General features: G+C 39.1%; 22 protein-coding genes, 2 pseudogenes and 1 riboswitch. Of the genes and pseudogenes, 16 read left to right on the forward strand and 8 right to left on the reverse strand.

Translation table 11 applies throughout. The annotated features are described in order from the left end of the window. The first annotated feature begins 58 nt into the window (after window positions 1–58). A complete protein-coding gene (locus tag A8M50_RS05875) occupies window positions 59–610 on the forward strand; it encodes a TIGR00645 family protein (RefSeq protein WP_005644463.1) in 552 nt (183 codons plus the stop codon). 101 nt (window positions 611–711) lie between these two features. On the opposite strand, the pseudogene A8M50_RS05880 reads toward A8M50_RS05875, so the two are convergent. Beyond that, window positions 712–1,913, reverse strand: a pseudogene (locus A8M50_RS05880) (aromatic amino acid transporter). A 174-nt stretch (window positions 1,914–2,087) separates the two neighbouring features. Here A8M50_RS05880 and A8M50_RS05885 point away from each other — a divergent pair. Both A8M50_RS05885 and ygfZ read left to right on the forward strand, forming a co-directional pair. Then, window positions 2,088–2,951: a YicC/YloC family endoribonuclease gene (locus A8M50_RS05885; protein ID WP_005644346.1), complete on the forward strand. Its 864-nt coding sequence runs from the start codon at window positions 2,088–2,090 to the stop codon at window positions 2,949–2,951. Window positions 2,952–2,960: 9 nt separating this feature from the next. After that, window positions 2,961–3,803 carry a CAF17-like 4Fe-4S cluster assembly/insertion protein YgfZ gene (gene ygfZ, locus A8M50_RS05890; RefSeq protein WP_005644568.1) on the forward strand — a complete coding sequence of 281 codons (843 nt, stop codon included), beginning with the start codon at window positions 2,961–2,963 and terminating at the stop codon, window positions 3,801–3,803. Between the two features lie 42 nt (window positions 3,804–3,845). Here the strand turns inward: ygfZ and serA are convergent, their stop codons facing one another. From serA to lon, 4 genes are all read right to left on the reverse strand, one after another. Further along, window positions 3,846–5,078: a phosphoglycerate dehydrogenase gene (serA, locus tag A8M50_RS05895; RefSeq protein ID WP_005644580.1), complete on the reverse strand. Its 1,233-nt coding sequence runs from the start codon at window positions 5,076–5,078 to the stop codon at window positions 3,846–3,848. Window positions 5,079–5,107: 29 nt separating this feature from the next. Continuing rightward, window positions 5,108–5,767, reverse strand: coding sequence for a ribose-5-phosphate isomerase RpiA (gene rpiA, locus A8M50_RS05900; RefSeq protein WP_005644382.1), 660 nt, complete (start codon window positions 5,765–5,767; stop codon window positions 5,108–5,110). A 102-nt stretch (window positions 5,768–5,869) separates the two neighbouring features. After that, entirely contained in the window at window positions 5,870–7,021 is a 1,152-nt protein-coding gene (gene hemW / locus A8M50_RS05905) for a radical SAM family heme chaperone HemW (protein WP_005644559.1), read from the reverse strand. Between the two features lie 134 nt (window positions 7,022–7,155). After that, window positions 7,156–9,570 (reverse strand): endopeptidase La, encoded by a 2,415-nt coding sequence (lon, locus tag A8M50_RS05910; RefSeq protein ID WP_005644378.1) that lies wholly within the window; start codon window positions 9,568–9,570, stop codon window positions 7,156–7,158. Between the two features lie 189 nt (window positions 9,571–9,759). Here lon and A8M50_RS05915 point away from each other — a divergent pair, with 189 nt between their 5' ends. Continuing rightward, window positions 9,760–10,635: a VirK/YbjX family protein gene (locus A8M50_RS05915; RefSeq protein WP_032826480.1), complete on the forward strand. Its 876-nt coding sequence runs from the start codon at window positions 9,760–9,762 to the stop codon at window positions 10,633–10,635. Between the two features lie 47 nt (window positions 10,636–10,682). On the opposite strand, the gene mazG is transcribed toward A8M50_RS05915, so the two are convergent. Next, window positions 10,683–11,474, reverse strand: coding sequence for a nucleoside triphosphate pyrophosphohydrolase (gene mazG, locus A8M50_RS05920; RefSeq protein ID WP_005644471.1), 792 nt, complete (start codon window positions 11,472–11,474; stop codon window positions 10,683–10,685). 131 nt (window positions 11,475–11,605) lie between these two features. On the opposite strand from mazG, the gene pyrR reads away from it, so the two are divergent. From pyrR to A8M50_RS05980, 12 genes are all read left to right on the forward strand, one after another. After that, the gene (gene pyrR, locus A8M50_RS05925) at window positions 11,606–12,145 is read left to right on the forward strand and encodes a bifunctional pyr operon transcriptional regulator/uracil phosphoribosyltransferase PyrR (RefSeq protein WP_005626142.1); all 540 of its coding nucleotides are present in this window, start codon (window positions 11,606–11,608) and stop codon (window positions 12,143–12,145) included. Between the two features lie 75 nt (window positions 12,146–12,220). Beyond that, window positions 12,221–13,156, forward strand: coding sequence for a peptidylprolyl isomerase (locus tag A8M50_RS05930; protein WP_032826477.1), 936 nt, complete (start codon window positions 12,221–12,223; stop codon window positions 13,154–13,156). A 69-nt stretch (window positions 13,157–13,225) separates the two neighbouring features. After that, window positions 13,226–14,269: an endolytic transglycosylase MltG gene (gene mltG, locus A8M50_RS05935; RefSeq protein WP_005644491.1), complete on the forward strand. Its 1,044-nt coding sequence runs from the start codon at window positions 13,226–13,228 to the stop codon at window positions 14,267–14,269. A gap of 16 nt (window positions 14,270–14,285) precedes the next feature. Next, the gene (gene tmk / locus A8M50_RS05940; protein ID WP_032826487.1) at window positions 14,286–14,918 is read left to right on the forward strand and encodes a dTMP kinase; all 633 of its coding nucleotides are present in this window, start codon (window positions 14,286–14,288) and stop codon (window positions 14,916–14,918) included. Then, window positions 14,915–15,898: a DNA polymerase III subunit delta' gene (locus A8M50_RS05945; RefSeq protein WP_005644325.1), complete on the forward strand. Its 984-nt coding sequence runs from the start codon at window positions 14,915–14,917 to the stop codon at window positions 15,896–15,898. Before tmk ends, A8M50_RS05945 begins: the two co-directional genes overlap by 4 nt. 55 nt (window positions 15,899–15,953) lie before the next feature. After that, window positions 15,954–16,736 (forward strand): YchF/TatD family DNA exonuclease, encoded by a 783-nt coding sequence (locus A8M50_RS05950; protein ID WP_005644445.1) that lies wholly within the window; start codon window positions 15,954–15,956, stop codon window positions 16,734–16,736. 26 nt (window positions 16,737–16,762) lie between these two features. Then, window positions 16,763–17,287, forward strand: a complete 525-nt coding sequence (locus tag A8M50_RS05955; RefSeq protein WP_005626131.1) for a DUF1523 family protein — start codon at window positions 16,763–16,765, stop codon at window positions 17,285–17,287. Between the two features lie 50 nt (window positions 17,288–17,337). Then, the gene (gene paeA / locus A8M50_RS05960; protein ID WP_005635716.1) at window positions 17,338–18,636 is read left to right on the forward strand and encodes a polyamine export protein PaeA; all 1,299 of its coding nucleotides are present in this window, start codon (window positions 17,338–17,340) and stop codon (window positions 18,634–18,636) included. A 72-nt stretch (window positions 18,637–18,708) separates the two neighbouring features. Then, window positions 18,709–19,239 carry an HI_0449 family lipoprotein gene (locus A8M50_RS05965; RefSeq protein WP_005644359.1) on the forward strand — a complete coding sequence of 177 codons (531 nt, stop codon included), beginning with the start codon at window positions 18,709–18,711 and terminating at the stop codon, window positions 19,237–19,239. A 71-nt stretch (window positions 19,240–19,310) separates the two neighbouring features. Continuing rightward, window positions 19,311–20,810, forward strand: coding sequence for a fused PTS fructose transporter subunit IIA/HPr protein (fruB, locus tag A8M50_RS05970; protein ID WP_005644424.1), 1,500 nt, complete (start codon window positions 19,311–19,313; stop codon window positions 20,808–20,810). Between the two features lies 1 nt (window position 20,811). Beyond that, a complete protein-coding gene (gene fruK / locus A8M50_RS05975) occupies window positions 20,812–21,753 on the forward strand; it encodes a 1-phosphofructokinase (RefSeq protein WP_005644384.1) in 942 nt (313 codons plus the stop codon). Window position 21,754: 1 nt separating this feature from the next. Then, window positions 21,755–23,425 (forward strand): fructose-specific PTS transporter subunit EIIC, encoded by a 1,671-nt coding sequence (locus tag A8M50_RS05980; RefSeq protein WP_005644619.1) that lies wholly within the window; start codon window positions 21,755–21,757, stop codon window positions 23,423–23,425. 61 nt (window positions 23,426–23,486) lie between these two features. Here the strand turns inward: A8M50_RS05980 and A8M50_RS05985 are convergent, their stop codons facing one another. Further along, window positions 23,487–24,167 (reverse strand): metallophosphoesterase family protein, encoded by a 681-nt coding sequence (locus A8M50_RS05985; RefSeq protein WP_005644353.1) that lies wholly within the window; start codon window positions 24,165–24,167, stop codon window positions 23,487–23,489. After that, window positions 24,164–25,405: pseudogene (nadR, locus tag A8M50_RS05990) on the reverse strand (multifunctional transcriptional regulator/nicotinamide-nucleotide adenylyltransferase/ribosylnicotinamide kinase NadR); the annotation flags it as partial. The gene A8M50_RS05985 and the pseudogene nadR, both read right to left, overlap by 4 nt. Further along, window positions 25,382–25,559, forward strand: a riboswitch (FMN riboswitch). It overlaps the preceding pseudogene by 24 nt. Window positions 25,560–25,621: the final 62 nt, after the last annotated feature.

Raw genomic sequence — 25,621 nt, forward strand, 5'->3', positions numbered from 1 at the left:
TTTTCTTGCGGTTTTTTTTGTTTATTTAACCCACTGTTTAATTTAGGAATAAAATCTAATGGAAGAAAACAAACCTGTTGATCCTTATGCGAAATATAACGAACAATCGAATATTATCGCGAAAATAATTTTTGGTAGTCGCTGGTTGCAAGTACCGATTTATTTGGGTTTGATTGTCACCCTTGCGATCTACTCTTATAAGTTCATTAAAGGCTTGTGGGCATTGGTGATTAATGTCAATGAGATGGATTCCAACACGATTATGTTGGGTGTGTTGAATTTGATTGATGTCGTGATGATAGCAAACTTGCTTGTGATGGTGACTATCGGTGGCTATGAAATTTTTGTATCCAAACTGCGTACGCGTAATCACCCCGATCAGCCTGAATGGATGAGCCATGTAAATGCGACGGTATTGAAGGTTAAACTTTCTATGTCTATTATCGGTATTTCATCTATCCATATGTTGCAAACCTTTGTGAACGCAAGTAATACACCAGAAAAAACCATGATGTGGCAATTATTGTTACATTTGGGCTTTTTGGTGTCGGCAATTGCTTTGGCTTATACGGATAAAATTTTGTATAGCACAAGCCATAAAACGCATTAAAAATTCACCGCACTTTATCTAAATATAAAAACGTCGTTCATGATTGAACGACGTTTTGTTTTATGGAGATTGGGAAGTGCGGTAGGTCTTCCTCTCGTTTTTTAGCCCACAACAAATGGCAAGTAACCCGCACGAATCGCAAATGGAATGGATGTAATGATTACGCCTAATACCAATACGATAATTAAAGTTAGATTCCCCCCCATACTTTGTATGGCAAATTGGTGTGAGCTCGACGAGCTTTCCAAACAAGGCTAACTGGCAATACTACGGCATAGAATGCAAACATTTGGCCTGCGTAGCCTAGCGCTAAAATAAAACCTTCAGGATAGAAAAGCGCAAAGACGAGAGGTGGAATGAATGTCATTAAGCCAAGTGAGATACGCCCTGCGGAAATATTAAAAGATCGTTTTAATAAATCTTCGATACATTCCAACAATCCAAGCCCTACGCCCAAGAAAGAAGTAACCAGCGCCAAAGTTGAGAATAATTTTACCGCACCTGCGATCATGTTACTGCCAGTGATAGCAAGCGTTGCTTTTACTAAGCCATTTAAGGTGGCATCTTCTTTTAAGATTTGTAAAAACTCATTTTGTGTGAGCAAGCCATGAGTGGACATTTGCCACAAAATATAAGCGCAAAGGGTAATTGCGGAACCCGCTAAAATAGAAATACGTAATGCTTTCATGTTGCCGTCTAAGTATTTATTTAAACTTGGAATAGAACCGTGGAAACCAAATGCTGTGAAAAATACAGGGCTTGCAGAGATCATTAAAGCATTATCAATTGGCGTCGCCATTAAGTTATCAAATTTGATTTCTGGCAACATTAAGCTTAACACCACGGCAAAGGCTGCAAGCATCACAAAAAATAACACGCGATTAATTTTATCTACGCTATGTGTGCCGATGACGATAAATGAACCGAAAATCACGGTAAATAATAAGATGCTAACTTTATCGCCAAAACTTTCTGGTAATAAATCTTTTAGTAGTGAACCGCCACCGCTGACATAGGCGGCAATTAATGCGTATAAGAAAATAATTAGCACTGCCGTAGCAATAATGCGTCCTGTTTTACCAAAATATTGTTCAGCGAGTGTACCGATACCCGCATCACTTTCCTCAGTTTGATAGAGCTCAACGAATAAAAGTGCACTAAAAGTTAATAATGCCCAAAGCCCTAATAATAAGACTAAAGTAAAGCCGAATCCGATGCCGGCGGAAGTGAGTGGCATAGCCAACATCCCCGCGCCAATCATCGTACCGGCAACGAGAAGTGTGCTGCCTACAGTTTTGTTCATGTTTGCTTCCTTATTGTGTAATAATAAATTTACGATGATTGTATTTTAAAATTTACAGTGTGTAAACAACAGAATACAAAATATCTTTATTATTTACCGCACTTTTCTTTTCCCTTTCTGTGTTCATCTAGTTAAAATACTTAGTGAATCAACTAAGACAAAATAGGAGAGCTTATGATTTACAGTATGACCGCCTTTGCACGCCTTGAAGTGAAAAAAGATTGGGGCGATGCAGTATGGGAAATTCGTTCCGTTAACCAACGTTATTTAGAAAACTTTTTCCGTTTACCAGAGCAATTTCGCGGATTAGAAAACACGTTGCGTGAGAAACTTCGTCAAAGTCTTACTCGCGGTAAAATTGAATGTTCTTTGCGCATTGAAACAAAAAAACAAACAAATGCAGAATTGAATTTAAATAAAGAGCTTGCGAATCAAGTGATTCAGTCTTTGCAATGGATTAAAGATCAGGCTGGAGAAGGTGAAATTAATTTGACGGATGTGTTGCGTTACCCTGGTGTGGTGGAAGCACAAGAGCAAGACTTAGATGCGATTAGTCAAGATTTGTTGACAGCCTTTGATGATTTACTGACAGATTTTATTGCAATGCGTGGTCGTGAAGGCGAAAAGCTGAACGATATTATTCAACAACGCTTGGATGCTATTGCTGTGGAAGCCGATAAAGTGCGGTCACAAATGCCGGCAGTTTTGCAATGGCAGCGTGAACGTTTATTGCAACGTTTTGAAGATGCTCAAATTAATCTTGATCCGCAACGTGTGGAACAAGAAATGATTTTACTGGCTCAACGCGTTGATGTGGCGGAAGAGCTCGATCGTTTACAAATGCACGTGAAAGAAACCACGAATATTTTGAAAAAAGGCGGTGCGGTTGGTCGTAAATTAGATTTTATGATGCAAGAGTTGAATCGTGAATCGAATACCCTTGCGTCCAAATCCATTAATGCGGATATCACGGCTTCTGCGGTTGAGCTAAAAGTGCTTATCGAACAAATGCGTGAGCAAATCCAGAATTTAGAATAGGAAAGTAGAATGTCTCAATTTATTTCTCTTACTCAATATCAACTGATTGAGGCACATGGTGCGGATGCAGAAAAATATTTGCAAGGGCAGTTAACGACGGATGTTATGCGATTAGCAAGTGGAGCAACAACACTTACTGCTCACTGCGATCCAAAAGGTAAAATGAATGCAATTTACCGTTTGTTTAAAGTAAGCAGTGAACAATTCTTTTTGCTGATTAAGAAAGATCTATTGCCAAGTGGGCTAGATGCCTTGAAAAAATATGCGGTATTTTCAAAAGTCAGTTTTGATTTACGTGATTGGCAAATCATTGGCGTGATAGGTGAAAAATGTGGAAAAATTACACCGCACTTTTCCTTGGAAATTGATGGACAACGTTCGATTTTATTGAATGAAACCGAATTATCTGTGAATTTTAATGGTGATGAAAAAATTTGGGATGTAGCCGATATTCAAGCGGGGTTACCAAATTTAAATCCGAAAACGCAAAATGAATTTATCCCACAAGCGCTAAATTTACAGGTTATTGAGCAAGCAATTTCTTTTACCAAAGGTTGCTATATTGGACAAGAAACGGTGGCTCGTGCGAAATATCGTGGTGCAAATAAACGCGCAATGTTTGTCTTTAAAGCACAAACCCAGCAGGAAGTAGAAATTGGTAGTGAAATCGAAATGCAGATTGAATCTAATTGGCGAAAAACAGGCACGATTACAAATGCGGTCAATTTAGACGATGTTTTATGGTTGCAAGTTGTGATGAATAACGACATTGATTTGGCACAAGTATTTAGATTGCCAAATAGTGAAATACTGTTAGAGCGAGTTCAGTTACCTTATTCGATTACTGAATAATAAAGCAAAAAAGATCAGGCATTAACCTGATCTTTTTTCTATTTAGTACAGTACACGCGCACGAATTGTGCCATCGATTTCTTTCAATTTCGTCAGTAATGGCGATGCATCATTTGTTTCTACATCAACGACAACATAACCAATTTTCGGGTCAGTTTGTAAATATTGCGCGGCAATATTGAGGTTGGCTTCGACGAAAATTTGGTTCAGTTTATTCAATATACCAGGACGATTTTCGTGAATATGCAATAAGCGTTTTGTTCCTTCATGTTCTGGTAAAGATACTTCAGGGAAGTTAACTGAAGACAGCGTTGAACCATTGTCTGAATATTTGACAAATTTGCCTGCCACTTCAAAACCGATATTTTCCTGTGCTTCTGCTGTTGAACCACCGATATGTGGCGTTAAAATCACATTATCAAATTCGCGTAACGGTGAGACAAATTCTTCATTAATTGACGCAGGTTCAATTGGGAATACATCAATTGCGGCCCCGTGAATTTTACCGTCTTTTAAGGCTTGAGCGAGAGCATCAATATCTACCACTGTACCACGCGCGGCATTGATCAATATTGCACCTTGTTTTAATTGTGCGATACGATCAGCGTTCATTAAGTTTTTGGTAGATGGTAACTCTGGCACATGTAATGAAACCACATCGCAAGAACTGAGTAATTCTTCAAGGCTACGAACCTGTTTGGCATTACCGAGCGGAAGTTTATTTTCGATATCGTAGAAATACACATCCATGCCTAATGATTCCGCAATAATACTTAACTGTGATCCAATATGGCCGTAACCAATAATTCCTAATCTTTTACCCCGCACTTCATGAGATCCAGTCGCTGATTTATTCCAGACACCACGATGTACCTCGGCATTAGCCTGTGGCACATTGCGCATAAGTAATAAAATCTCACCTAATACAAGTTCTGCAACGGAGCGAGTGTTTGAGAATGGGGCATTAAATACAGGGATTCCACGCGCTTTTGCTGCATTTAAATCCACTTGGTTGGTACCAATACAGAAACAGCCTACTGCGATTAATTTGGGTGCGGCCTCAATCATTTCTGCCGTTAAATGGGTGCGAGAACGCAAGCCGATAAAGTGTGCATCTTTAATGGCTTCTTTTAATTCATTACCATCTAGTGCTTTTTTATAGTAATCAATATTGGTATAGCCTGCCGCATGGAGCGTATCAAGTGCGCTTTGATGCACACCTTCAAACAATACAAATTTGATTTTTGATTTGTCTAGAGAGACTTTGTTTGTCATGTTTGCTTCCTTATGATTTTTATTATGAATTAGTCAATAATTTTGGCGCCTTCAGGCGTACCGACGATCACAACGTCTGCGCCACGTAACGCGAATATCCCGTTAGTGACGACACCCGCAACGTTGTTTAATTCTTTTTCCATTTCAACTGGATTTAAAATAGTGAAGTTGTGCACATCTAAAATCACATTGCCGTTGTCAGTCACCACTCCTTCACGATATTCAGGCGCACCACCAAGTGCGGCTAATTTTCTGCCTACTTGTGAACGAGCCATTGGAATAACTTCAACTGGTAATGGGAAGGTCGAACCTAACACATTCACTTGTTTACTAGAATCCACAATACAAATAAATTTTTTCGCTAATGCAGCAACGATTTTTTCACGAGTGAGCGCTGCGCCGCCGCCTTTAATCATCATTTTTTGTGGATTGATTTCATCTGCACCATCCACATAAATATCTAAGCTAGAGACATCATTTGCATTAAATACTTCGATACCTTGTTTACGTAATAATTCTTCTGATGCTTTTGAAGCCGCAACTGCGCCTTGAATTTTATCTTTGATTGTACCTAAAGCCTCAATAAAGCAGTTCACCGTGGAGCCGCTTCCCACGCCAACAATTGTGTCAACTTTTACATATTGTAATGCAGCTTGTGCGGCGAGTTTTTTCATTTCTAATTGATTCATTTCTTTTCCTTATTTTAATAAGTAAACGATTGCGTTACTTTATTACGAGAGTATTGAATAAACAAGTGTAATTTTTCAGCAATGAGAGGTTTAACGGATGAGCTACGATTCCGTTAAAAATAATTCCAATAGTTCATTGAGAAATAACTTGCCATGCTCAGTGATTTGCCAAGAATCAGCGTTTTCCACAATATAGTTTTGTTGAATGGCAAAATCAATTTGATTTTTCACCGCACTTTGGGATAAACCTGTGTAATCTTCAAATTCTTGTTTGGGTACCGCTTCTAACAAACGAAAGCGATTCATAAAAAACTCAAAAGAGCGGTCAATTTCTGGCACGTTTTTTTCTTCGTAAAGATATTCTCCACGCAAATAACCTTTCGGGTGTTTGGTTTTAGAAAAGCGGGTAATTTCACCATTTGGGAAGGTCAGTTTTCCATGTGCGCCACAGCCAATGGCTAAATAATCCCCAAACCGCCAATAATTCAAATTATGTTTACATTGAAAACCTGCTTTTGCATAGGCTGACGTTTCATATTGCTGATATCCTGCTGCGGTTAAAAGTTGGTGGCCTTGCTCAAAAATATCCCAAAGTTCATCATCATCTGGTAATTTAGGTGGGCGGTAAGCAAACATTGTATTTGGCTCAATAGTGAGCTGATACCAAGAAAGGTGAGGAGGAGATAGCTCAATAGCTTGACGAAGATCATCTAAGGCTTCTTCTAATGTTTGGTTTGGCAAACCGTGCATTAAATCTAAATTGAAACTTTTTAGTCCAGAAACTTTCGCTAAATTGACCGCACTTTTTGCCTCTGCTGTATTATGAATTCGCCCAAGACGCTGTAATTTTTCATCATTGAAACTTTGAATTCCCATAGAAATTCGCGTAATGCCTGCGGATACATAACCTTTAAAACGTTCAGCTTCTACCGTGCCAGGATTCGCTTCTAATGTGATTTCAATATTATCTTCAAAATCAATCTGTTTTTTTATTTTTTTTAAGAGATACGCAATGCTTTCTGCCGAGAACAAACTTGGCGTACCGCCACCAATAAAAATTGAATGGAGTTTTCGTTGTTGAATAGAATCTTTAAAGCGCTGTAAATCAGTTTGTAGATCTTTCAGAAGGTGATGAATATAGTCTTGTTCTGGTATATCGCCTTTTTGTGCGTGCGAATTAAAATCACAATAAGGGCATTTTTGAACGCACCATGGAATGTGTACATAAAGGGAAAGTGGAGGAAGTTTGAGCATGCTGTTATTAACGATTTTTAAATGTGAGAACAGTTAGAAAAAGTACAAATTCACGTTGTGTAAATATGAAATCTTAGCTGATGCTGTGAATATTGATAAAAAGGGCCTGTTTTCACAAGCCCTAAAACATTCAATTAATTGACCGCTCTTGTTGTTTTACTGGTCGCTTTACGGCGGGGTGATTTTGTCGCTTTAGCTTCAACTTTGACAAACTCAATGCCTTCAGGCGGATTTTCTAACGCAAGACCAAGTACTTCATCAATGGTTTCTACCGCATGAATCGCAAGATTTTGTTTTACGTTTTCTGGAATTTCTTCGAGATCTTTAACGTTCTCTTTTGGAATTAATACGGTTTTAATTCCACCACGATGTGCCGCAAGAAGTTTTTCTTTTAATCCGCCAATTGGTAATACTTTACCGCGTAAACTGATTTCACCTGTCATGGCTACATCCGCACGTACAGGATTACCGGTTAAACAAGAAACTAATGCAGTACACATTGCAATACCTGCACTCGGGCCATCTTTTGGTGTTGCACCATCTGGCACGTGAATGTGAATGTCGCGTTTTTCATGGAACTCAGAATTAATACCAAGTTTATCCGCACGAGCGCGCACAACAGTCATGGCTGCTTGGATGGATTCTTTCATCACATCACCTAATGAACCTGTGAATGTGAGTTTTCCTTTACCGACAACAGAGGCGGTTTCAATCGTGAGTAAATCGCCGCCCACTTCTGTCCAAGCAAGGCCTGTCACTTCACCAATGCGGTTTTGTGTGTCGGCTTTGCCAAATTCAAAGCGTTTGACACCAAGATAATCGTGCAGATTATCTGAACTTACCGTGATAGATTTAAGTTTTGGATTTACCAATAAATTTTTCACTGCTTTACGGCAAATTTTTGAAATTTCACGTTCTAACCCACGCACGCCCGCTTCACGAGTGTAATAGCGGATAATATCTAAAATTGCACTTTCTTCGACGGTAAGTTCGCCTTTCTTCAAACCATTACGTTCAATTTGTTTCGCTAACAAATGACGCATCGCGATATTAAGTTTTTCATCTTCTGTATAACCAGAAAGACGAATAACTTCCATACGATCTAATAATGGGCCTGGAATGTTCATGGAGTTTGATGTTGCCACAAACATCACATCAGAAAGATCATAATCCACTTCTAAATAGTGATCGTTAAACGTGGTGTTTTGCTCAGGGTCTAATACTTCAAGCAATGCTGATGCTGGATCGCCTCGCATATCGGATGCCATTTTGTCGATTTCATCAAGCAAGAATAATGGATTTTTCACCCCCACTTTTGCCATTTTCTGAATCAATTTGCCTGGCAATGCACCAATATAGGTTTTACGGTGACCACGAATTTCTGCCTCATCACGAACACCACCTAACGCCATACGCACATATTTACGACCAGTGGCATTAGCAATAGATTGACCAAGAGAGGTTTTACCTACGCCTGGAGGGCCAACTAAGCAAAGAATGGGTCCTTTCACTTTGTTTAAACGAGCTTGTACTGCAAGATATTCAAGAATACGTTCTTTCACTCGTTCTAAACCATAGTGATCGGCATCTAATACTTGTTGTGCTTTTGAAATGTCTTTTTTCACTTTAGAACGTTGATGCCAAGGCACTTGGATCATCCATTCAATGTAGCTACGAACAACGGTCGCTTCAGAAGACATGGCTGACATCATTTTGAGTTTTTGTAACTCATTTTCAACTTTGTCGCGTACCTCTGCTGGCATGCCTGCAGCTTCTACTTTTTGACGAAGTTGTTCAACTTCATCAATCGTATCTTCATTTTCGCCACTATCCATTTCTTTGCGAATGGCTTTAATTTGTTCGCTTAGATAATAGTTACGTTGGCTTTTCTCCATTTGTTTTTTTACGCGGCCGCGAATGCGTTTTTCAACTTGAAGAATGTCTGCTTCTGATTCCATCATGCCAAGCAGATATTCTAGTCGGTCTTGTACGTTAGCAAGTTCCAAGATACTTTGTTTATGGCGAACGCTTACCGGTAAATGAGCCGCCATTGTGTCTGATAAACGATCTGCATCACCAAGGCGATGAAGTGCATTTAATACATCCGCAGGGATTTTTTTATTTAAGGTGAGATAATTTTCGAATTCAGAAAGTACCGCTTTTTTCGCAACATCTAACTCTTTTTCATCACCATAAGTGGTTTCGATAGGGGTAATTTTGGCGGAAAAGCACTTTTCGCCATCTTCAAGGCTGTTAATTTTCGCGCGATTTTGACCTTCTACTAGCACTTTTACTGTGCCATCAGGTAATTTTAGTAACTGAATAATGTTAGCAATGGTCCCTACATCAAATAAATCTTCAGGGGTCGGTTCTTCCAAATCTGCTTCTCTTTGAGATACCAAAAGAAGTTGTTTATCATCGTTCATCGCTTCTTCAAGGGCATTAATTGATTTTGCACGCCCTACAAAAAGTGGCATCACCATATAAGGGAAAACGACGACATCGCGTAATGGCAATACGGGCATCGTACGTTGGGTATTCTTCGCCATAATTTATCTCTCTTAATTCTTTCCGATAATTTGGGTAAATATTGGGGTAGGGAAAAAGGAATTCAAGGAAAAGATTATAACAAAATCTGAGTTGTAAAGTGGGTTTTAAACAAAAAAGAATTTTGGCAAATGAAGTGATAATCGCTAAAATGGCTGACAATTTTATTAAATTTCACAAAATATTGAGTTATGTCCACGAAAAATAATTTTAGTTTCCCCACTTACGTTCAAATGTATCCTTACTCCAAGGATCGCCCTTTTCTCAAACAAGTGCGGGAAAAATTACGCTATTATGGCTATAAATGGCTCTATCAAAAACAATGTAGCCAATTAGTGGATTTTCTTAATACAGAAACTCAATGGCAGCCTTTATTTACACAAGATTATTATCGTGTAAACACCGTGTTGACAACTTTTTGCGATAAACGCTTTTCTGCTTCAGAACGTTTAACGGCGATTACGGAGAATTTACGTTTGGCAGAAGAAAAAATGGGACGTTCGCTTTGCCAACAATTATTAGATCAACAAAATATCGTGTTAACACAATTAACAGATGATTTGCGTTTATCTTTGAGTATCAATCATATCGATCCCTTTGAAGGGTATTTTTCTATTAATATTCGTAATCAACATAATGAGCGAGTATATGATGCTTCTTTCACTTTTTTGAGCCCGAATAAATTGCTTATCGCCTCGATTCAAGGCCCCTCAAGCGACAATGCTCAAGAACTTGTGAAACAGGCTACGAAAGCATTACACGGTATGCGTCCAATGTTTATGTTGGTTAATGCGTTCAAAATACTTGCTGAAAAATGGCAATGTGAGTTAGTGGGCATTCCGCACAAAGCGCAAGGAAAATATCGTCTTTCTGCGCGCAGTAAGATTTTGTTTAATTACGATGAGTTCTGGCAAGAGAATCAAGGGGAATATCGCCATAATTATTGGCAATTACCTTTAGATATTGAACGCAAACAATTAGAAGATATCGCAAGTAAAAAACGTTCTATGTATCGTAAACGTTATGAAATGTTAGACCAAATGGCATTGGATATTCAGCAACTTTAACGAAGAAAGTGCGGTAAAAATGAGAGAAATTTTACCGCACTTTTTAATTAATTTTCTTGTTTTTTCACTTCATCCCACAACAAATCTAACTCAATAAGTGGCACATCATTAACTTGCTTACCTTGTTGTTGAACCGCTTGTTCTACTGCTCTAAAACGACGTTCAAATTTTAAATTCGCTTTTCGCAATGCATCTTCAGGATCACATTTTAAGTGGCGAGCAAGATTGACGGTTGCGAACAATAAATCGCCGATTTCCTCCTCCACTTTATTTTGTTCAATCGAAGTGCAGTTAATTTCAGCTTGAACTTCTTCTAATTCTTCCCGCACTTTGTCAAATACGGGTGAAATTTCTTCCCAATCAAACCCTACTTTTGAACAACGTTTTTGTAATTTTGCTGCTCGCATAAGAGAAGGAAAGGCACGAGGTACATTATCTAAAATAGAGGTTTCTGCACTTTTACCTTGTTTTTCTTTGGCTTTCATTTCGTTCCAATGGGAAAGGGCTTCTGTTTCGTCTCCCGCTTTTGCATCACCAAACACATGAGGATGACGGCGCACAATTTTTTCAGCAATATCTTGCAATACATCGTCAAAAGTAAAGTATTTATCTTCAGTTGCAAGCTGGCTGAAGAAAACGACTTGCAACAATAAATCCCCTAATTCTTCGCGTAAATTTGGTATGTCTTTTTTTTCAATCGCTTCGATTACTTCGTAAGTTTCTTCCGTTAAGCAAGGAATCATGGATTCATAATTTTGTTTTAAATCCCAAGGGCATCCGCCATTTGGATTACGAAGTTGGGCAATAAGTTGAATAAAATCTTGAATAGAGTAGCGCATAATTTTATTTCCTTTGATGGAATGTTTTGGATAGTATAACGAACAAGAAAAATGGTGCAAATACCGTCGCTTTTTAGGCGCATTTTCTTTATACTTTGCGCATTGAAATACTATTGATAAAGCTGGGAAAAATGGAAAAAATTATTATCGACCACGATCGTTTTCTTCGCACGATTTCGCGTATTTCTCACGAAATTATCGAAAAACATCAAACGTTAGATGATCTTGTGATTGTTGGGATTAAACGCCGTGGCGCGGAAATTGCGGAATTATTACAACGTCGAGTTGAAGAATTAAGTGGTATAAATTTACCTTCAATGGAACTGGATATCACCTTTTATCGCGATGATTTAACTTTGGTTGATCAGGAAGATAAAATGCCAGTTTATAGTGGTTCATCACAATATTTGAATATTCAAGATAAAACCGTCATTTTGGTTGATGATGTGTTGTTTACTGGTCGAACCATTCGAGCGGCAATGGATGCACTCACCGATTTTGGTCGTGCTGCAAAAATTGAATTAGTGATTTTTGTTGATCGTGGCCATCGTGAATTACCAATTCGTGCTGATTACGTAGGTAAAAATGTGCCAACAAGCCGTGATGAACTTGTACAAGTTCGCACTGAAAAACAAGATGGATGTTACGAAGTTGCTATCCTAGGGAAATAAATCTTATCTATTGTGAACCTTCAATAGAATTGTTACTCTAACCAACGTTATTGACTCTTTTTTGATGAGATGAAAATGAAAAAATTTATTCTAAAATCTTTTTTATTGGCTACTTTAGGTTGTGTTGCTTTTACTTCTATGGTCCAAGCTGGGGAACGTGTTGTCGCAACAGTAGATGGTATTCCTATTTTAGAAAGCCAAGTTCGTGCAAATATGGGGAAAAAAGGCGATCGCCAAAGTGCACTTGATAAAATTATTGATGATCTTTTGGTGCAAAAAGCTATTCAAGAATCTGGTGTGAAAATTGATCCGCGCGAAATCGATCGTGTTGTGGAAGATACTGCGGCAAGAAATGGTTTAACTTATGGTCAATTTTTGGATGCGTTAGATTATCAAGGCATTTCATTAAATACATTTCGTCAACAAATTGCCAATCAAATGATGATGGGTGCGGTGCGTAATAAGGCGATCAATGAAAGTGTTGCAGTGACGCGTGAAGAAGTGGTTGCGCTTGGTCAAAAAATGTTGGATGAGGCAAAATCACAAGGTACTGCACAAAAAGTAACGGGTAAAGAATACGAAGTACGCCATATTTTATTAAAACTTAACCCGATGTTAAATGATGCACAAGCCAAAGCTAAATTAACAAGAATTCGCTCTGATATTATTGCGGGCAAAATGACTTTTGCAGACGCCGCTTTAAAATATTCTAAAGATTATTTATCTGGGGCGAATGGCGGTAGTTTAGGTTATGCGTTCCCCGAAAGTTACGCACCACAATTTGCACAGACCGTTGCACAAAGTAAACAAGGTGTAATTTCTGCGCCATTTAAAACTGAGTTCGGTTGGCATATTTTGGAAGTGACAGGCACTCGCGATGGTGACCGCACGGCGGATGCTTATACGCAAAAAGCCTATGAACATTTGGTGAATAGTCAGTTACAAGACGCAAATAAAGATTGGGTAAAAGCATTACGTAAAACTGCGGATATTCAATATTTTAATAAATGATTTAATGTTTAAAAGAAAGGGGCTTAATTGCCCCTTTTGTTGTTTTTTATTTTCTCTTTCTTATATCTTATGAAGAAATTTTTAATTGCGATTTTACTTTTAATTTTGATTTTAGCGGGCGCGGCGAGTTTTGGTTATTACAAAATTATTGAATTTGTCAAAACTTCGGTAAATGTGCAGGCAGATCAACTTTTAACGATTGAACGTGGCACAACAGGTTCAAAATTAGCCGCACTTTTTGAGCAAGAAAAGTTAATTGATGATGGGAAATTATTGCCTTATTTGCTGAAGTTGAAACCTGAGCTAAATAAAATAAAAGCAGGGACTTATTCTCTTGAGAATGTTAAAACTGTGCAAGATTTACTGGAGTTGCTTAATTCAGGTAAGGAAGTGCAGTTCAATGTAAAATGGATTGAAGGAAAAACCTTTAAGGATTGGCGAAAAGATCTTGAAAATGCACCGCACTTGGTGCAAACCTTGAAAGATAAGAGTAACGAAGAAATTTTCTCATTACTTGATTTGCCAGATGTCGGTCAAAATCTTGAACTAAAAAATATGGAAGGTTGGCTTTATCCTGATACTTATAATTATACGCCTAAATCGACAGACTTGGAGCTACTGAAGCGAGCGGCTGAGCGAATGAAAAAGGCGTTAAATAAGGCTTGGAACGAGCGCGATGAGGATTTACCGTTATCGAATCCTTATGAAATGTTGATTCTGGCTTCTATCGTGGAAAAAGAAACGGGCGTGGCAGCTGAGCGAGCAAAAGTAGCCTCTGTGTTTATCAACCGCTTAAAAGCAAAAATGAAATTACAAACGGATCCAACGGTAATTTATGGTATGGGTGAGAATTACAGTGGTAATATTCGTAAAAAAGATTTAGAAATGTCAACGCCTTATAATACTTATGTGATTGATGGATTGCCACCAACACCTATTGCTATGCCAAGTGAAAGTTCATTACAGGCTGTTGCTCATCCAGAAAAAACAGATTTTTATTATTTTGTGGCAGATGGGTCTGGTGGACATAAATTTACCCGAAATTTGAATGAACATAATAAAGCGGTGCAAGAATATTTACGTTGGTATCGCAACCAAAAAAATGCCAAATAAAAGTGCGGAAGAAAATATGAAAGGAAAATTTATTGTCATTGAAGGTTTGGAAGGCGCGGGGAAAAGCTCCGCTCATCAGTCTGTTGTGCGAATTTTGCATGAACTTGGTATTCAAGATGTCGTGTTTACACGCGAACCTGGTGGAACGCCACTGGCTGAAAAATTACGTCATCTCATCAAACATGAAACCGAAGAACCCGTGACAGATAAAGCAGAGTTATTAATGCTTTATGCAGCACGTATTCAGTTGGTGGAAAATGTGATTAAACCTGCTTTAAGGCAAGGAAAATGGGTGGTGGGTGATCGCCATGATATGTCATCTCAGGCGTATCAAGGCGGCGGACGTCAATTAGACCCGCATTTTATGCTGACTTTGAAAGAAACCTTATTAGGTGATTTTGAGCCAGATCTCACGATTTATTTGGATATAGATCCGAGCGTCGGTTTAGCGCGAGCTCGTGGACGAGGCGAGTTAGATCGTATTGAGCAAATGGATTTGGATTTTTTCCATCGCACTCGAGCACGCTATTTAGCGTTAGTAAAAGATAATCCAAAAGCAGTCGTAATTAATGCAGAGCAGAGTATTGAACTTGTTCAAGCTGATATTGAAAGTGCGGTAAAAAATTGGTGGAAATCAAACGAAAAATGACCGCACTTTACCCTTGGCTAGTGCCAATTTATCATCAAATTGTTCAAACCTTTGACGAAGGTTTGGGGCATCATGCTGTGCTGATTAAAGCTGATTCTGGTTTAGGTGTAGAACGTTTATTTGATACACTTGCACAGAAAATAATGTGTGTGGCTCAAGGTGATAAACCTTGTGGTCAATGCCATTCTTGTCATTTAATGCAGGCCCATAGCCATCCAGATTATCATGAGTTAAGCCCTATTGACGGCAAGGATATTGGCGTCGATCAAGTACGTGACATTAATGACATTGTCGCGCAGCATGCACAACAAAACGGCAATAAAGTGGTGTATGTGCAAGGCGCAGAACGTTTAACGGAGGCGGCTGCCAATGCGTTATTGAAAACATTGGAAGAGCCTAGTCCAAATACTTATTTTTTACTTCAGGCGGATAGTTCGTCAAGTTTGTTGGCAACCATTTACAGTCGATGCCAAGTGTGGAATCTGTCTGTGCCTAATGAACAAATGGCTCTTGATTGGTTGAAATCAGAAAGTGCGGTAGAAAATCAGGAAATTTTGACCGCACTTGCGATGAATCTTGGACGACCACTTTTAGCATTAGAGACTTTACAACAAGGGCTTATTGAACAGCGTAAAAACTTCTTACGTCAATTTTGGGTGTTCTATCGCCGACGTTCACCATTGGAATTACTTCCGTTGTTTGATAAAGAACGCTATGTTCAGCAAGTGGATTGGATTTTGGCTTTTCTTTCCGATTGTTTAAAACATAAACTTGAAATTGATAGCTATCGACAAGTTGCGGATCTTGGCCGTGGCATCGAACAATTCAGCGATGAGCAAACAGCTCTTGGTTTATTACAAGCAATCAAAATTATGCAAAAAGTGCGGTCAGATTTGCTTACAATTAATGGCGTGAATGTTGAATTAATGCTATTAGATGGCTTGACGCGATTAGTCACAGAAGTATTTGAAAATCAATAAATTAAAAAGATATATCGCCTAGGGAATTTTAGTCTTAGGCATAAGGAAAATAATTATGTTCATTGTTGACTCCCACTGCCATTTAGATGCTTTGGATTATGAAAATTTACATAAAAATATCGCGGATGTGGTGGAAAAAGCGCGCGCGCGTGATGTAAAACATTTGCTCGCGATTGGTGTAACATTAAGCCGTTTTGAGCAGGCTTATGACTCTTTACGCGAATTTAATAATGTCTCACTTGCTTGTGGTGTTCATCCCCTTGATTTTGAAGAGGAACCTTATGACGCAGAACGCTTATTGCGTTTGGCGCAAGCTCCAAAAGTGATTGCTATTGGCGAAATTGGATTGGATTATTATTACAGCGCGGACAATAAAGCGGCGCAACAAGCGGTATTTGGTAGCCAAATCGATATTGCAAACCAGTTAGATAAGCCTGTGATAATTCATACACGTTCTGCGGGCGATGACACCATTGCAATGTTACGCCAACACCATGCTGAAAAGTGCGGTGGCGTTATTCATTGTTTTACGGAAACCATGGAATTTGCGAAAAAAGCGTTGGATTTAGGTTTTTACATTTCTTGTTCTGGCATTGTGACCTTTAAAAATGCTGAAGCGATTCGTGAGGTTATTCGTTATGTACCAATGGATCGTTTATTAGTTGAAACGGATTCACCTTATCTTGCGCCAGTGCCTTATCGCGGAAAAGAAAACCAACCAGCTTATACGAGAGAAGTATGTGAATATGTGGCAACCTTAAAGGGCGTTTCTGCTGAGGCATTTGCTAGAATCACCACACAAAATTTCGAGCGTTTATTTAAAATTCGTGTAGAATAAATGCACAGTTCTGACAAGGGAAAAGTATGCGAAAGTTTTTTAAATATTTCTTATTTATTGTTGTTTTTTTATTCCACGGTTTTATGTTTTCTGTGGTGAATTATGTATTTCCTCATTACGATGTGACGCGTGTTACTGGCGTAGAAGTAAAACGTGTTGATAAAGATGGTCCCATCACAAAATCGAATCCAGCTGATGGCCCAACACGTGATGTGTATTACATCAATACGCAAAATGACGATGGTAAAATTATGGTGTATCGCAATGAAGATACACGTTGGGGTTTCCCGTTCTACTTCAAATTTGGCTCAGCCAATTTACAGGCTGAAGCGCAGGCTTTGGGTAATGACAACAAACTTGTGCAAATTAAATACTATGGTTGGCGTATTACGATGATGGATGAATATCGCAATGCAACCTCAATTAAAGAAATTACTGCTGATGACACGCCAAGTCATCCAATCGTTTCTTGGATTTTCTATGCATTCCTGTTAGCTACTTTATTCTTGTCTATTCAATTTGTTCGCGGCTGGTTTGACAGCGAAGAGTAATATCCTGAACGGCCGCAAAGTGCGGTCGTTTTCTTTCATATTTTTGAGTAATGATTATGGAATTATTTCATACTATTTTGGCGATTATTGCCTTAATTCTAATTAGTGCGGTTGTTTCTTCTGCAGAAATTTCACTGGCGGGTTCGCGTAAATTGAAATTACAAACCCTTGCTAATGAAGGGGATGTGCGCGCGCTTCAAGTGCTTAAATTGCAAGAGCACCCTGGTCGTTTTATTACCGTGGTTCAAATCGGTTTGAATATGGTGGCGATTCTTGGCGGGGGAATTGGTGAAAGTGCACTAAGCCCTTATATCGCGGAAATTTTAAGTCGTTCTTTTGTGGGCGATTGGATTGAACCAACCGCTTCTACAATCGCGTTTGTGTTGGTTACTTGTTTCTTTATCTTATTTGCTGATCTTATTCCAAAACGTATTGCCATTACTTATCCTGAAATGGTGGCGCTGCGCGTTGTCGGCATTATGAATTTCAGTATGTTTGTCTTTAAGCCGCTTGTATGGTTTTTTGATACGATAGCTAATGTATTTTTCCGCTTATTTCGTATTTCCACTGTGCGTGAAGATGGCATGACCTCTGAAGATATTTTCGCCGTAGTAGAAGCGGGGGCTGAAGCTGGTGTATTAAAAACTCAAGAGCATTATCTCATCGAAAATATTTTCGATATGCAAGCACGTACAGTGACTTCCACCATGACAACCCGTGAAAATATCGTGTATTTAGACCGCACTTTTTCTCGACAAGAAGTCATGGATACGCTTTCTCGTGATTCTCATTCTAAAATTGTGATTTGTGACAATAGCCTAGACAAAATCTTAGGTTATGTAGAATCCCATACGTTGCTCACCATGTATTTGCAGAATGAAAATGTGGTGCTCACAGATCCTAAACTACTCCGTAAAGCATTATTTGTGCCTGATACGCTTTCTCTTTATGAAGTATTAGAATTGTTTAAATCTACCGGTGAAGATTTTGCGATTATTGTGAATGAATATGCCCTTGTAGTGGGTATCGTTACGCTAAATGATGTGATGAGTATTGTCATGGGGGAATTGGTTTCTAACGAAGAAGAATATATTGTGAGTCGTGATGAAAATTCGTGGCTTATTGATGGCGCAACGCCATTAGAAGATGTGACACGAGTATTAGATATTGAATCTTTCCCAGATGAAGAAAATTACGAAACCATCAGTGGCTTTATGATGTATATGTTACGTAAAATCCCGAAAAAAACAGATTCTGTGGTTTACGGGAAATATAAGTTTGAAGTGATTGATACGGAAAACTTTAAAATCGATCAGATTTTGGTGTCTTTAGTAAAAGAGGCGGAATAATTACCGCCCTTTCTTTAATGCCCTTCAGCCAGTATAATGGCGGCGTTTTATTAACTTTAATCAGGTATGACTATGTTTAAAAAAATCTCTGTTTTATTTTTTACGTTAATGTTGGCAGGTTGTTCTTCTTGGTCATCGGTTACCAACTATATTCCATTTATGGGGAACGATAAAAAAGTGATTGATTTAGATAAAGATAAAATCGATCAGAAATCCTATGCAGCAGCTTATGAAGCGACAGTGGCGACATATAAAGGTCGCGTGAATGAAAATTTCTTTGTAGATAATTTTGCAAGTGGTGCGAATGACTGGTATTTAGGCCGTATTTTAGTTCCTGTTAAACAAATTCAGGATAAACTTTATACAGGCGGCCATGATTCTGATGTATATGCTTATTATAGCGGTGTGTTACATGCGGAAGCATTGCAAGCTAACCTTAAACGTTTGAGTACAAATTGTTGGGAAAAAGTGGATTCGCAAAGCATGACTCAAGGTATTTATGATGCGATGCGTGATTTACAAAAAGGCAAAGAGCGCGGTGAAAATGATGAATATATTGCGCAAGGTAGTGAAGCACTGCTGAAAGCCTGTACATCTAAATAATTGTTTTTCAACAAGCTGCTGGTCGATTTATTTCACCAGCAGCTTTATTTTTAAATTATTAAGGAGCAAGAATGTTAGAACTTTCGGAAAGCAACATTCATTTAAATGCTAACGCAGCTGATAAACAACAAGCGATTGAAATGGCAGCGTCCGCATTAGTTCAAGCAGACAATGTTGAAAATGGTTACTTGCAAGGAATGCTAGCGCGCGAACAGCAAACCTCAACCTTTTTAGGCAATGGCATCGCTATTCCTCATGGCACCTTGGATACTCGTTCGATGGTAAAGAAAACGGGCGTACAAGTTTTTCAATTTCCTCAAGGCATAGAATGGGGCGAAGGAAATATTGCTTATGTCGTGATTGGTATTGCGGCGCGCTCTGATGAGCATTTGTCTTTGTTGCGCCAGCTTACTCATGTGTTGAGCGATGAAGATACCGTAGCGAGATTAGCAAAAATAACTGATGTTGCTGAATTTCGCGCGATTTTAATGGGCGAGACAATTGAGCCATTTGAAATTCCTGCTGCTAATATCAGTTTAGATGTAGATACCCAAAGTTTATTAACTTTAGTTGCGATTAATGCGGGGCAATTACAGGTGCAAAGTGCGGTAGAAAATCGCTTTATTTCTGAAGTGATAAATAATGCGGCATTACCGCTTGGTAAAGGGTTATGGGTAACGGACTCTGTCGTAGGAAATGTGAAAAATGCCTTAGCATTTAGTCGTGCCAAAACGATTTTTAGCCACAATGGCAAAGCCGTAAAAGGCGTGATAACCGTTTCAGCTATCAGTGATCAAATTAATCCAACTTTGGCTCGTTTATTAGATGACGAGGTTCAAACAACCTTGCTCAATGGTAATTCAACAGAAATTTTGACCGCACTTTTGGGTTCAGAGAATGAGGTTGAAACTCAATCTGTAGAAGGTGCCGTTGTTGGAACCTTTACGATTCGTAATGAACATGGTTTACATGCGCGTCCGAGTGCAAATTTGGTTAATGAAGTGAAAAAATTCACTTCAAAAATTACCGTGCAAAATCTTACTCGTGAAAGTGAGGTCGTCAGCGCAAAAAGCTTGATGAAGATTGTTGCGCTTGGTGTAACACAAGGACATCGTTTACGTTTTGTGGCTGAAGGGGAAGATGCAAAACAAGCTATTGAAACATTGGGCAAAGTGATTGCTGATGGCTTGGGCGAGAATGTTTCTGCGGTGCCACCATCTGAACTAGATACTATTGAGATTATGGGGGAACAAATTCACGCACCAGAGGTAAGCGAAGATCATAACTTGCCAGCAAATGCTATTGAAGCCGTGTTTGTGATTAAAAACGAACACGGTTTGCACGCTCGCCCAAGTGCGGTGTTGGTAAACGAAGTGAAAAAATATAATGCCTCTGTAGCGGTTCAGAATCTTGATCGTAATTCTCAATTAGTGAGTGCTAAAAGCTTGATGAAAATTGTTGCGCTTGGAGTGGTAAAAGGGACTCGTTTACGTTTTGTTGCGACAGGTGATGAAGCGCAACAGGCTATTGATGGAATCGGTGCGGTGATTGAATCGGGTTTAGGGGAATAGTATGGCAAGCGTCGTAACAATTACTTTAAATGCCGCCTATGATTTAGTCGGCCGTTTAAATCGTATCCAACTTGGTGAAGTAAATACCGTAGAAACCCTTGGCTTATTTCCTGCAGGGAAGGGCATTAATGTCGCAAAAGTACTAAAAGATTTAGGCGTTGATGTTTCAGTAGGCGGTTTCTTGGGCGAGGATAATTCAGCTGATTTCGAGCAAATGTTTAATAAGCACGGTTTGGAAGATAAATTCCAGCGTGTTGATGGCAAAACGCGCATCAATGTAAAAATTACCGAGACTGAAGCGGATGTGACAGATTTAAATTTCTTGGGGTATCAAATAAATCCACAAGTTTGGCAACAATTTGTGACTGATTCTTTGGCTTATTGTTTAGATTATGACATTGTCGCAGTTTGTGGCAGTTTACCTCGAGGTGTATCTCCCGAATTATTTGCTGATTGGTTGAGTCAGCTTCATAAAGCTGGTGTAAAAGTGGTGCTTGATAGTAGCAATGCTGCGCTCACCGCTGGATTAAAAGCGAAACCTTGGCTAGTAAAACCCAATCATCGAGAACTTGAGGCTTGGGTTGGTCATCCATTAAATCGTCTTGAAGAAATGATTGCTGCTGCACAGCAACTCAAAGCGAAAGGTATTGAAAACGTGATTATTTCAATGGGAGCCAAAGGTTCTTTATGGATTAATAATGAAGGCGTGCTCAAAGCCGAACCGCCAAAATGTGAAAATGTAGTGAGTACTGTTGGGGCAGGCGATTCAATGGTAGCAGGCTTAATTTATGGTTTTGAAAAAGGTTTATCGAAAGCTGAAACCTTAGCTTTTGCTACGGCTGTGTCCGCTTTTGCGGTGTCTCAAAGTAATGTCGGTGTAAGTGATTTGAGTTTACTTGACCCTATTTTAGAAAAAGTACAAATAACGATGATTGAAGGATAGTATGAAGTTATTTTTAACCCAATCAGCTAATGTAGGCGATGCGAAAGCCTATTTATTACATGAAGTTTTTCGAGCGGCTGCGCAAAAAGCAAATGTCTCCATTGTAGAAACACCAGCCGAAGCAGATCTTGTCCTCGTATTTGGTTCAGTATTACCAAATAACCCAGCGTTAGTCGGTAAAAAAGTCTTTATTATCGGCGAAGCTATCGCCATGATTTCTCCTGAAGTAACGCTGGCAAATGCCTTAGCCAATGGGGCAGATTATGTTGCACCGAAAAGTGCGGTGAGTTTTACAGGTGTTTCTGGTGTAAAAAATATTGTTGCGGTAACAGCTTGTCCAACTGGCGTTGCGCATACGTTTATGTCAGCTGAAGCGATTGAAGCCTATGCGAAAAAGCAAGGTTGGAATGTAAAAGTTGAAACCCGTGGTCAAGTTGGGGCTGGCAATGAAATTACTGCAGAAGAAGTTGCCGCGGCTGATTTGGTATTTGTTGCAGCAGATATTGATGTGCCTTTAGATAAATTTAAAGGTAAGCCAATGTATCGCACTTCAACAGGATTAGCCCTGAAGAAAACCGAGCAAGAATTTAATAAAGCATTTAAAGAAGCCAAAATTTTTGATGGTGGAAATAATGCGGAATCGAAAGAAGAAAGCCGTGAGAAAAAAGGTGTGTACAAACACTTAATGACGGGCGTTTCTCATATGTTACCGTTAGTGGTTGCGGGTGGATTGTTGATCGCGATTTCCTTTATGTTCAGTTTTAATGTAATTGAAAATACAGGAGTTTTACAGGATCTTCCCAATATGTTGATGAATATCGGTAGTGGTGTGGCGTTCAAGTTAATGATTGCCGTGTTTGCCGGTTACGTTGCATTTTCTATCGCTGATCGTCCAGGACTTGCAGTTGGTTTGATTGCGGGGATGCTGGCAAGTGAAGCGGGTGCAGGAATTCTTGGCGGTATTATTGCGGGTTTCTTAGCGGGCTATGTAGTGAAAGGGCTGAATGTGATTATTCGATTGCCAGCAAGCCTGACTTCATTAAAACCGATTTTAATTTTACCGCTCTTAGGTTCAATGATTGTTGGTTTGACGATGATTTACCTCATTAATCCACCAGTAGCTGAAATTATGAAAGAGCTAAGTAATTGGCTTACTTCAATGGGCGAAGTGAATGCGATTGTGTTAGGCGCAATTATCGGCGCAATGATGTGTATCGATATGGGCGGACCGGTAAATAAAGCAGCGTACACTTTTTCGGTTGGATTGATTGCTTCTCAAGTTTATACGCCAATGGCTGCGGCAATGGCCGCGGGTATGGTTCCTCCAATTGGTATGACAGTTGCGACTTGGATTGCTCGCAATAAATTCACCGTTAGTCAACGCGATGCGGGGAAAGCATCATTTGTCCTTGGTTTATGCTTTATTTCTGAAGGTGCATTACCATTTGTGGCAGCAGATCCAATTCGAGTCATTATTAGCTCTGTGATTGGTGGTGCGGTGGCTGGTGCGATTTCAATGGGATTAAATATTACATTACAAGCTCCGCACGGTGGATTATTTGTCATTCCATTTGTATCTGAGCCATTGAAATATCTTGGTGCAATTGCGATTGGTGCTTTATCAACAGGCGTAGTTTACGCCGTCATTAAATCGAAAAACAATGCGGAATAATACCGCACTTTGAATATAAAAAAGCCGATTCATTTGAATCGGCTTTTATTTTGGAATAGATTTATTTTTCACGATCGTCGATCGTTTGTAGCAAATAATTTCCCTCTGCATCAGCAAGACTGCGGAAACCTACATTCGTGATTTTGTAGGGATACTTTGTTCGATAAGTAAAGTTTTCGTGATGATGACCGTGGAATACTTGCTTAACCCCCATCTTCATTGCCAAATCATTGATTACTTGGAAACCCATCGGATGTGGTTTAGGTGCTTCGTGACAAATCAACACATCAGCCTGTTGGTTTTCTAAGATTTCAATGTCTGATGGAAAAATTGAAGTGCGATGACGCAAAGGCACACCGCCTCGCCAGATTTTCTCTTGTGGACTATATTGGCAATAATGAATAGGATCAAAAAACATTGGGCGATTTGGCGGCATCCAGATTTGCCCGCGGAATACACCGCCTAATCCCGCAATGCGAGTTCCTTGAATATCAACTACGCGATTGTGTAAATTTCGTGATTGCCATTCAGAGCCCCAAATCGCATCAAAAGCACTAATTGTTTTGCTATCATGATTTCCATGAATAAACCAAATATCACAATGTTGCGCAAGTTTATCTAACTCATCTGTTGTCGTGAGCTGTAAATCGCCTAAAATTATGAGTGCGACATTCTCCTGTTCTCTCACAAAAGGGTAAAGATGATCGTAGCTTCCGTGTGGATCACCGGCAAATAAGATCATTGATGTTTTCCTTTTATAACAAATGGACTATTTTGCAATTCACTGATTTCTTCTTCATTTAACACTTTCTCAATGACTGCTTTAACTTGGTTATAACGGTCAAGATAACTTGGCGATTCAATCTCTATGTAAGGGACTTTATATTTATCTAACAGTTTTTTGAGTAGTTGTTGAAATTGTTGGCGTTGTTTTTGTGAGCCTAAGCTGCGTAAGCCATCATCCACCCATTCAGTATTATTTTTAAGCAAAATAGTGACATCGAAGGGATATTCTTTAATCATCGAGTCTAAAAATGGATGAGCTTTTCCTTCATATTGAATGCAAAATGCTTGGGTGGTAATGAAATCTGTATCTATAAATGCAATTTTATGCGCATGGCGTACAGCGTAATCAATGTATCGTTGATGACCAAGAGCCATTTGCGGATAGTCAGAATATTGCATCGCTTGCTCATTACCACCGAGCTTTTCAAATACAAATTCACGTCCGTATTCCCATGCAGAAGTGGTATTAAATACGGCGGCTAACTTATTAACTAGCACGCTTTTACCACTGCTTTCTCCGCCTAAAATTGCCACTGTTTTGGCAAAGAAAGGGCGAACTTCTTTCGGAATAAATTTCCAATATTGGAATGGTGTGGTACGAATTTTTGTGGCGGACACATTAAAGAAAGTGCGGTCAGGATCGACTAACGATACTTCTAAACCTAAGTATTTCTCGTAAGGCACTTTATCTTGAGGTTCGCTACTAAATACGATTGAAGGTTCAAAATGCTTTTCATTAAATAGCGTTTTAACTGCTTCACTCCAAGATTGCCAGCCGTTTGGATAACTCGGAATACCATCTTCAACCAAATGATGAATAAAAATCTGATTTTTTTGATATTTGAAAATTTGCTGCATCCAACGCAAACGATCTTGCACGGTTGGCATGCGTTTCATTTTACTATCGTAAAACAATTTCAAATCGCGCTCCGTGTCACTACACACGATAACGTGTAGTTCATCTACTTTACTGAACGCTTCATAAATCATATTTATATGGCCTGTGTGTACGGGATAAAATTTCCCGAAAATGACACCGACTTTTTTCTCTTTTGCTTTTGACATAATCCGCTCTTGATAGCGTAAGAATTGAGTGCGTTTATTGTAGGCTAAATGAAAATATTTTTCACGTTCTGATTTAGTGCCTAGGTATTTTGCGCTATACTTATCGCGCATTCTCAGGGCAGGGTGAAATTCCCTACCGGTGGTAAAGCCCACGAGCGTTTAAAAGTGCGGTCAATTTTTGGCAAATTTTCCTTGCTAAATTGTCCTGATTTTCACTTTTAAAGTCAGCAGATTTGGTGAAATTCCAAAGCCGACAGTAAAGTCTGGATGAAAGAGAATAAAACGAGTTGGGTTCCCAAATCGTTCATTTTATTTGCATTTCTCAGCCCTGATTCTGGTATTTAA

Origin of the sequence: Haemophilus haemolyticus, from assembly GCF_001679045.1 — a bacterium.
Lineage (GTDB): Bacteria > Pseudomonadota > Gammaproteobacteria > Enterobacterales > Pasteurellaceae > Haemophilus > Haemophilus haemolyticus.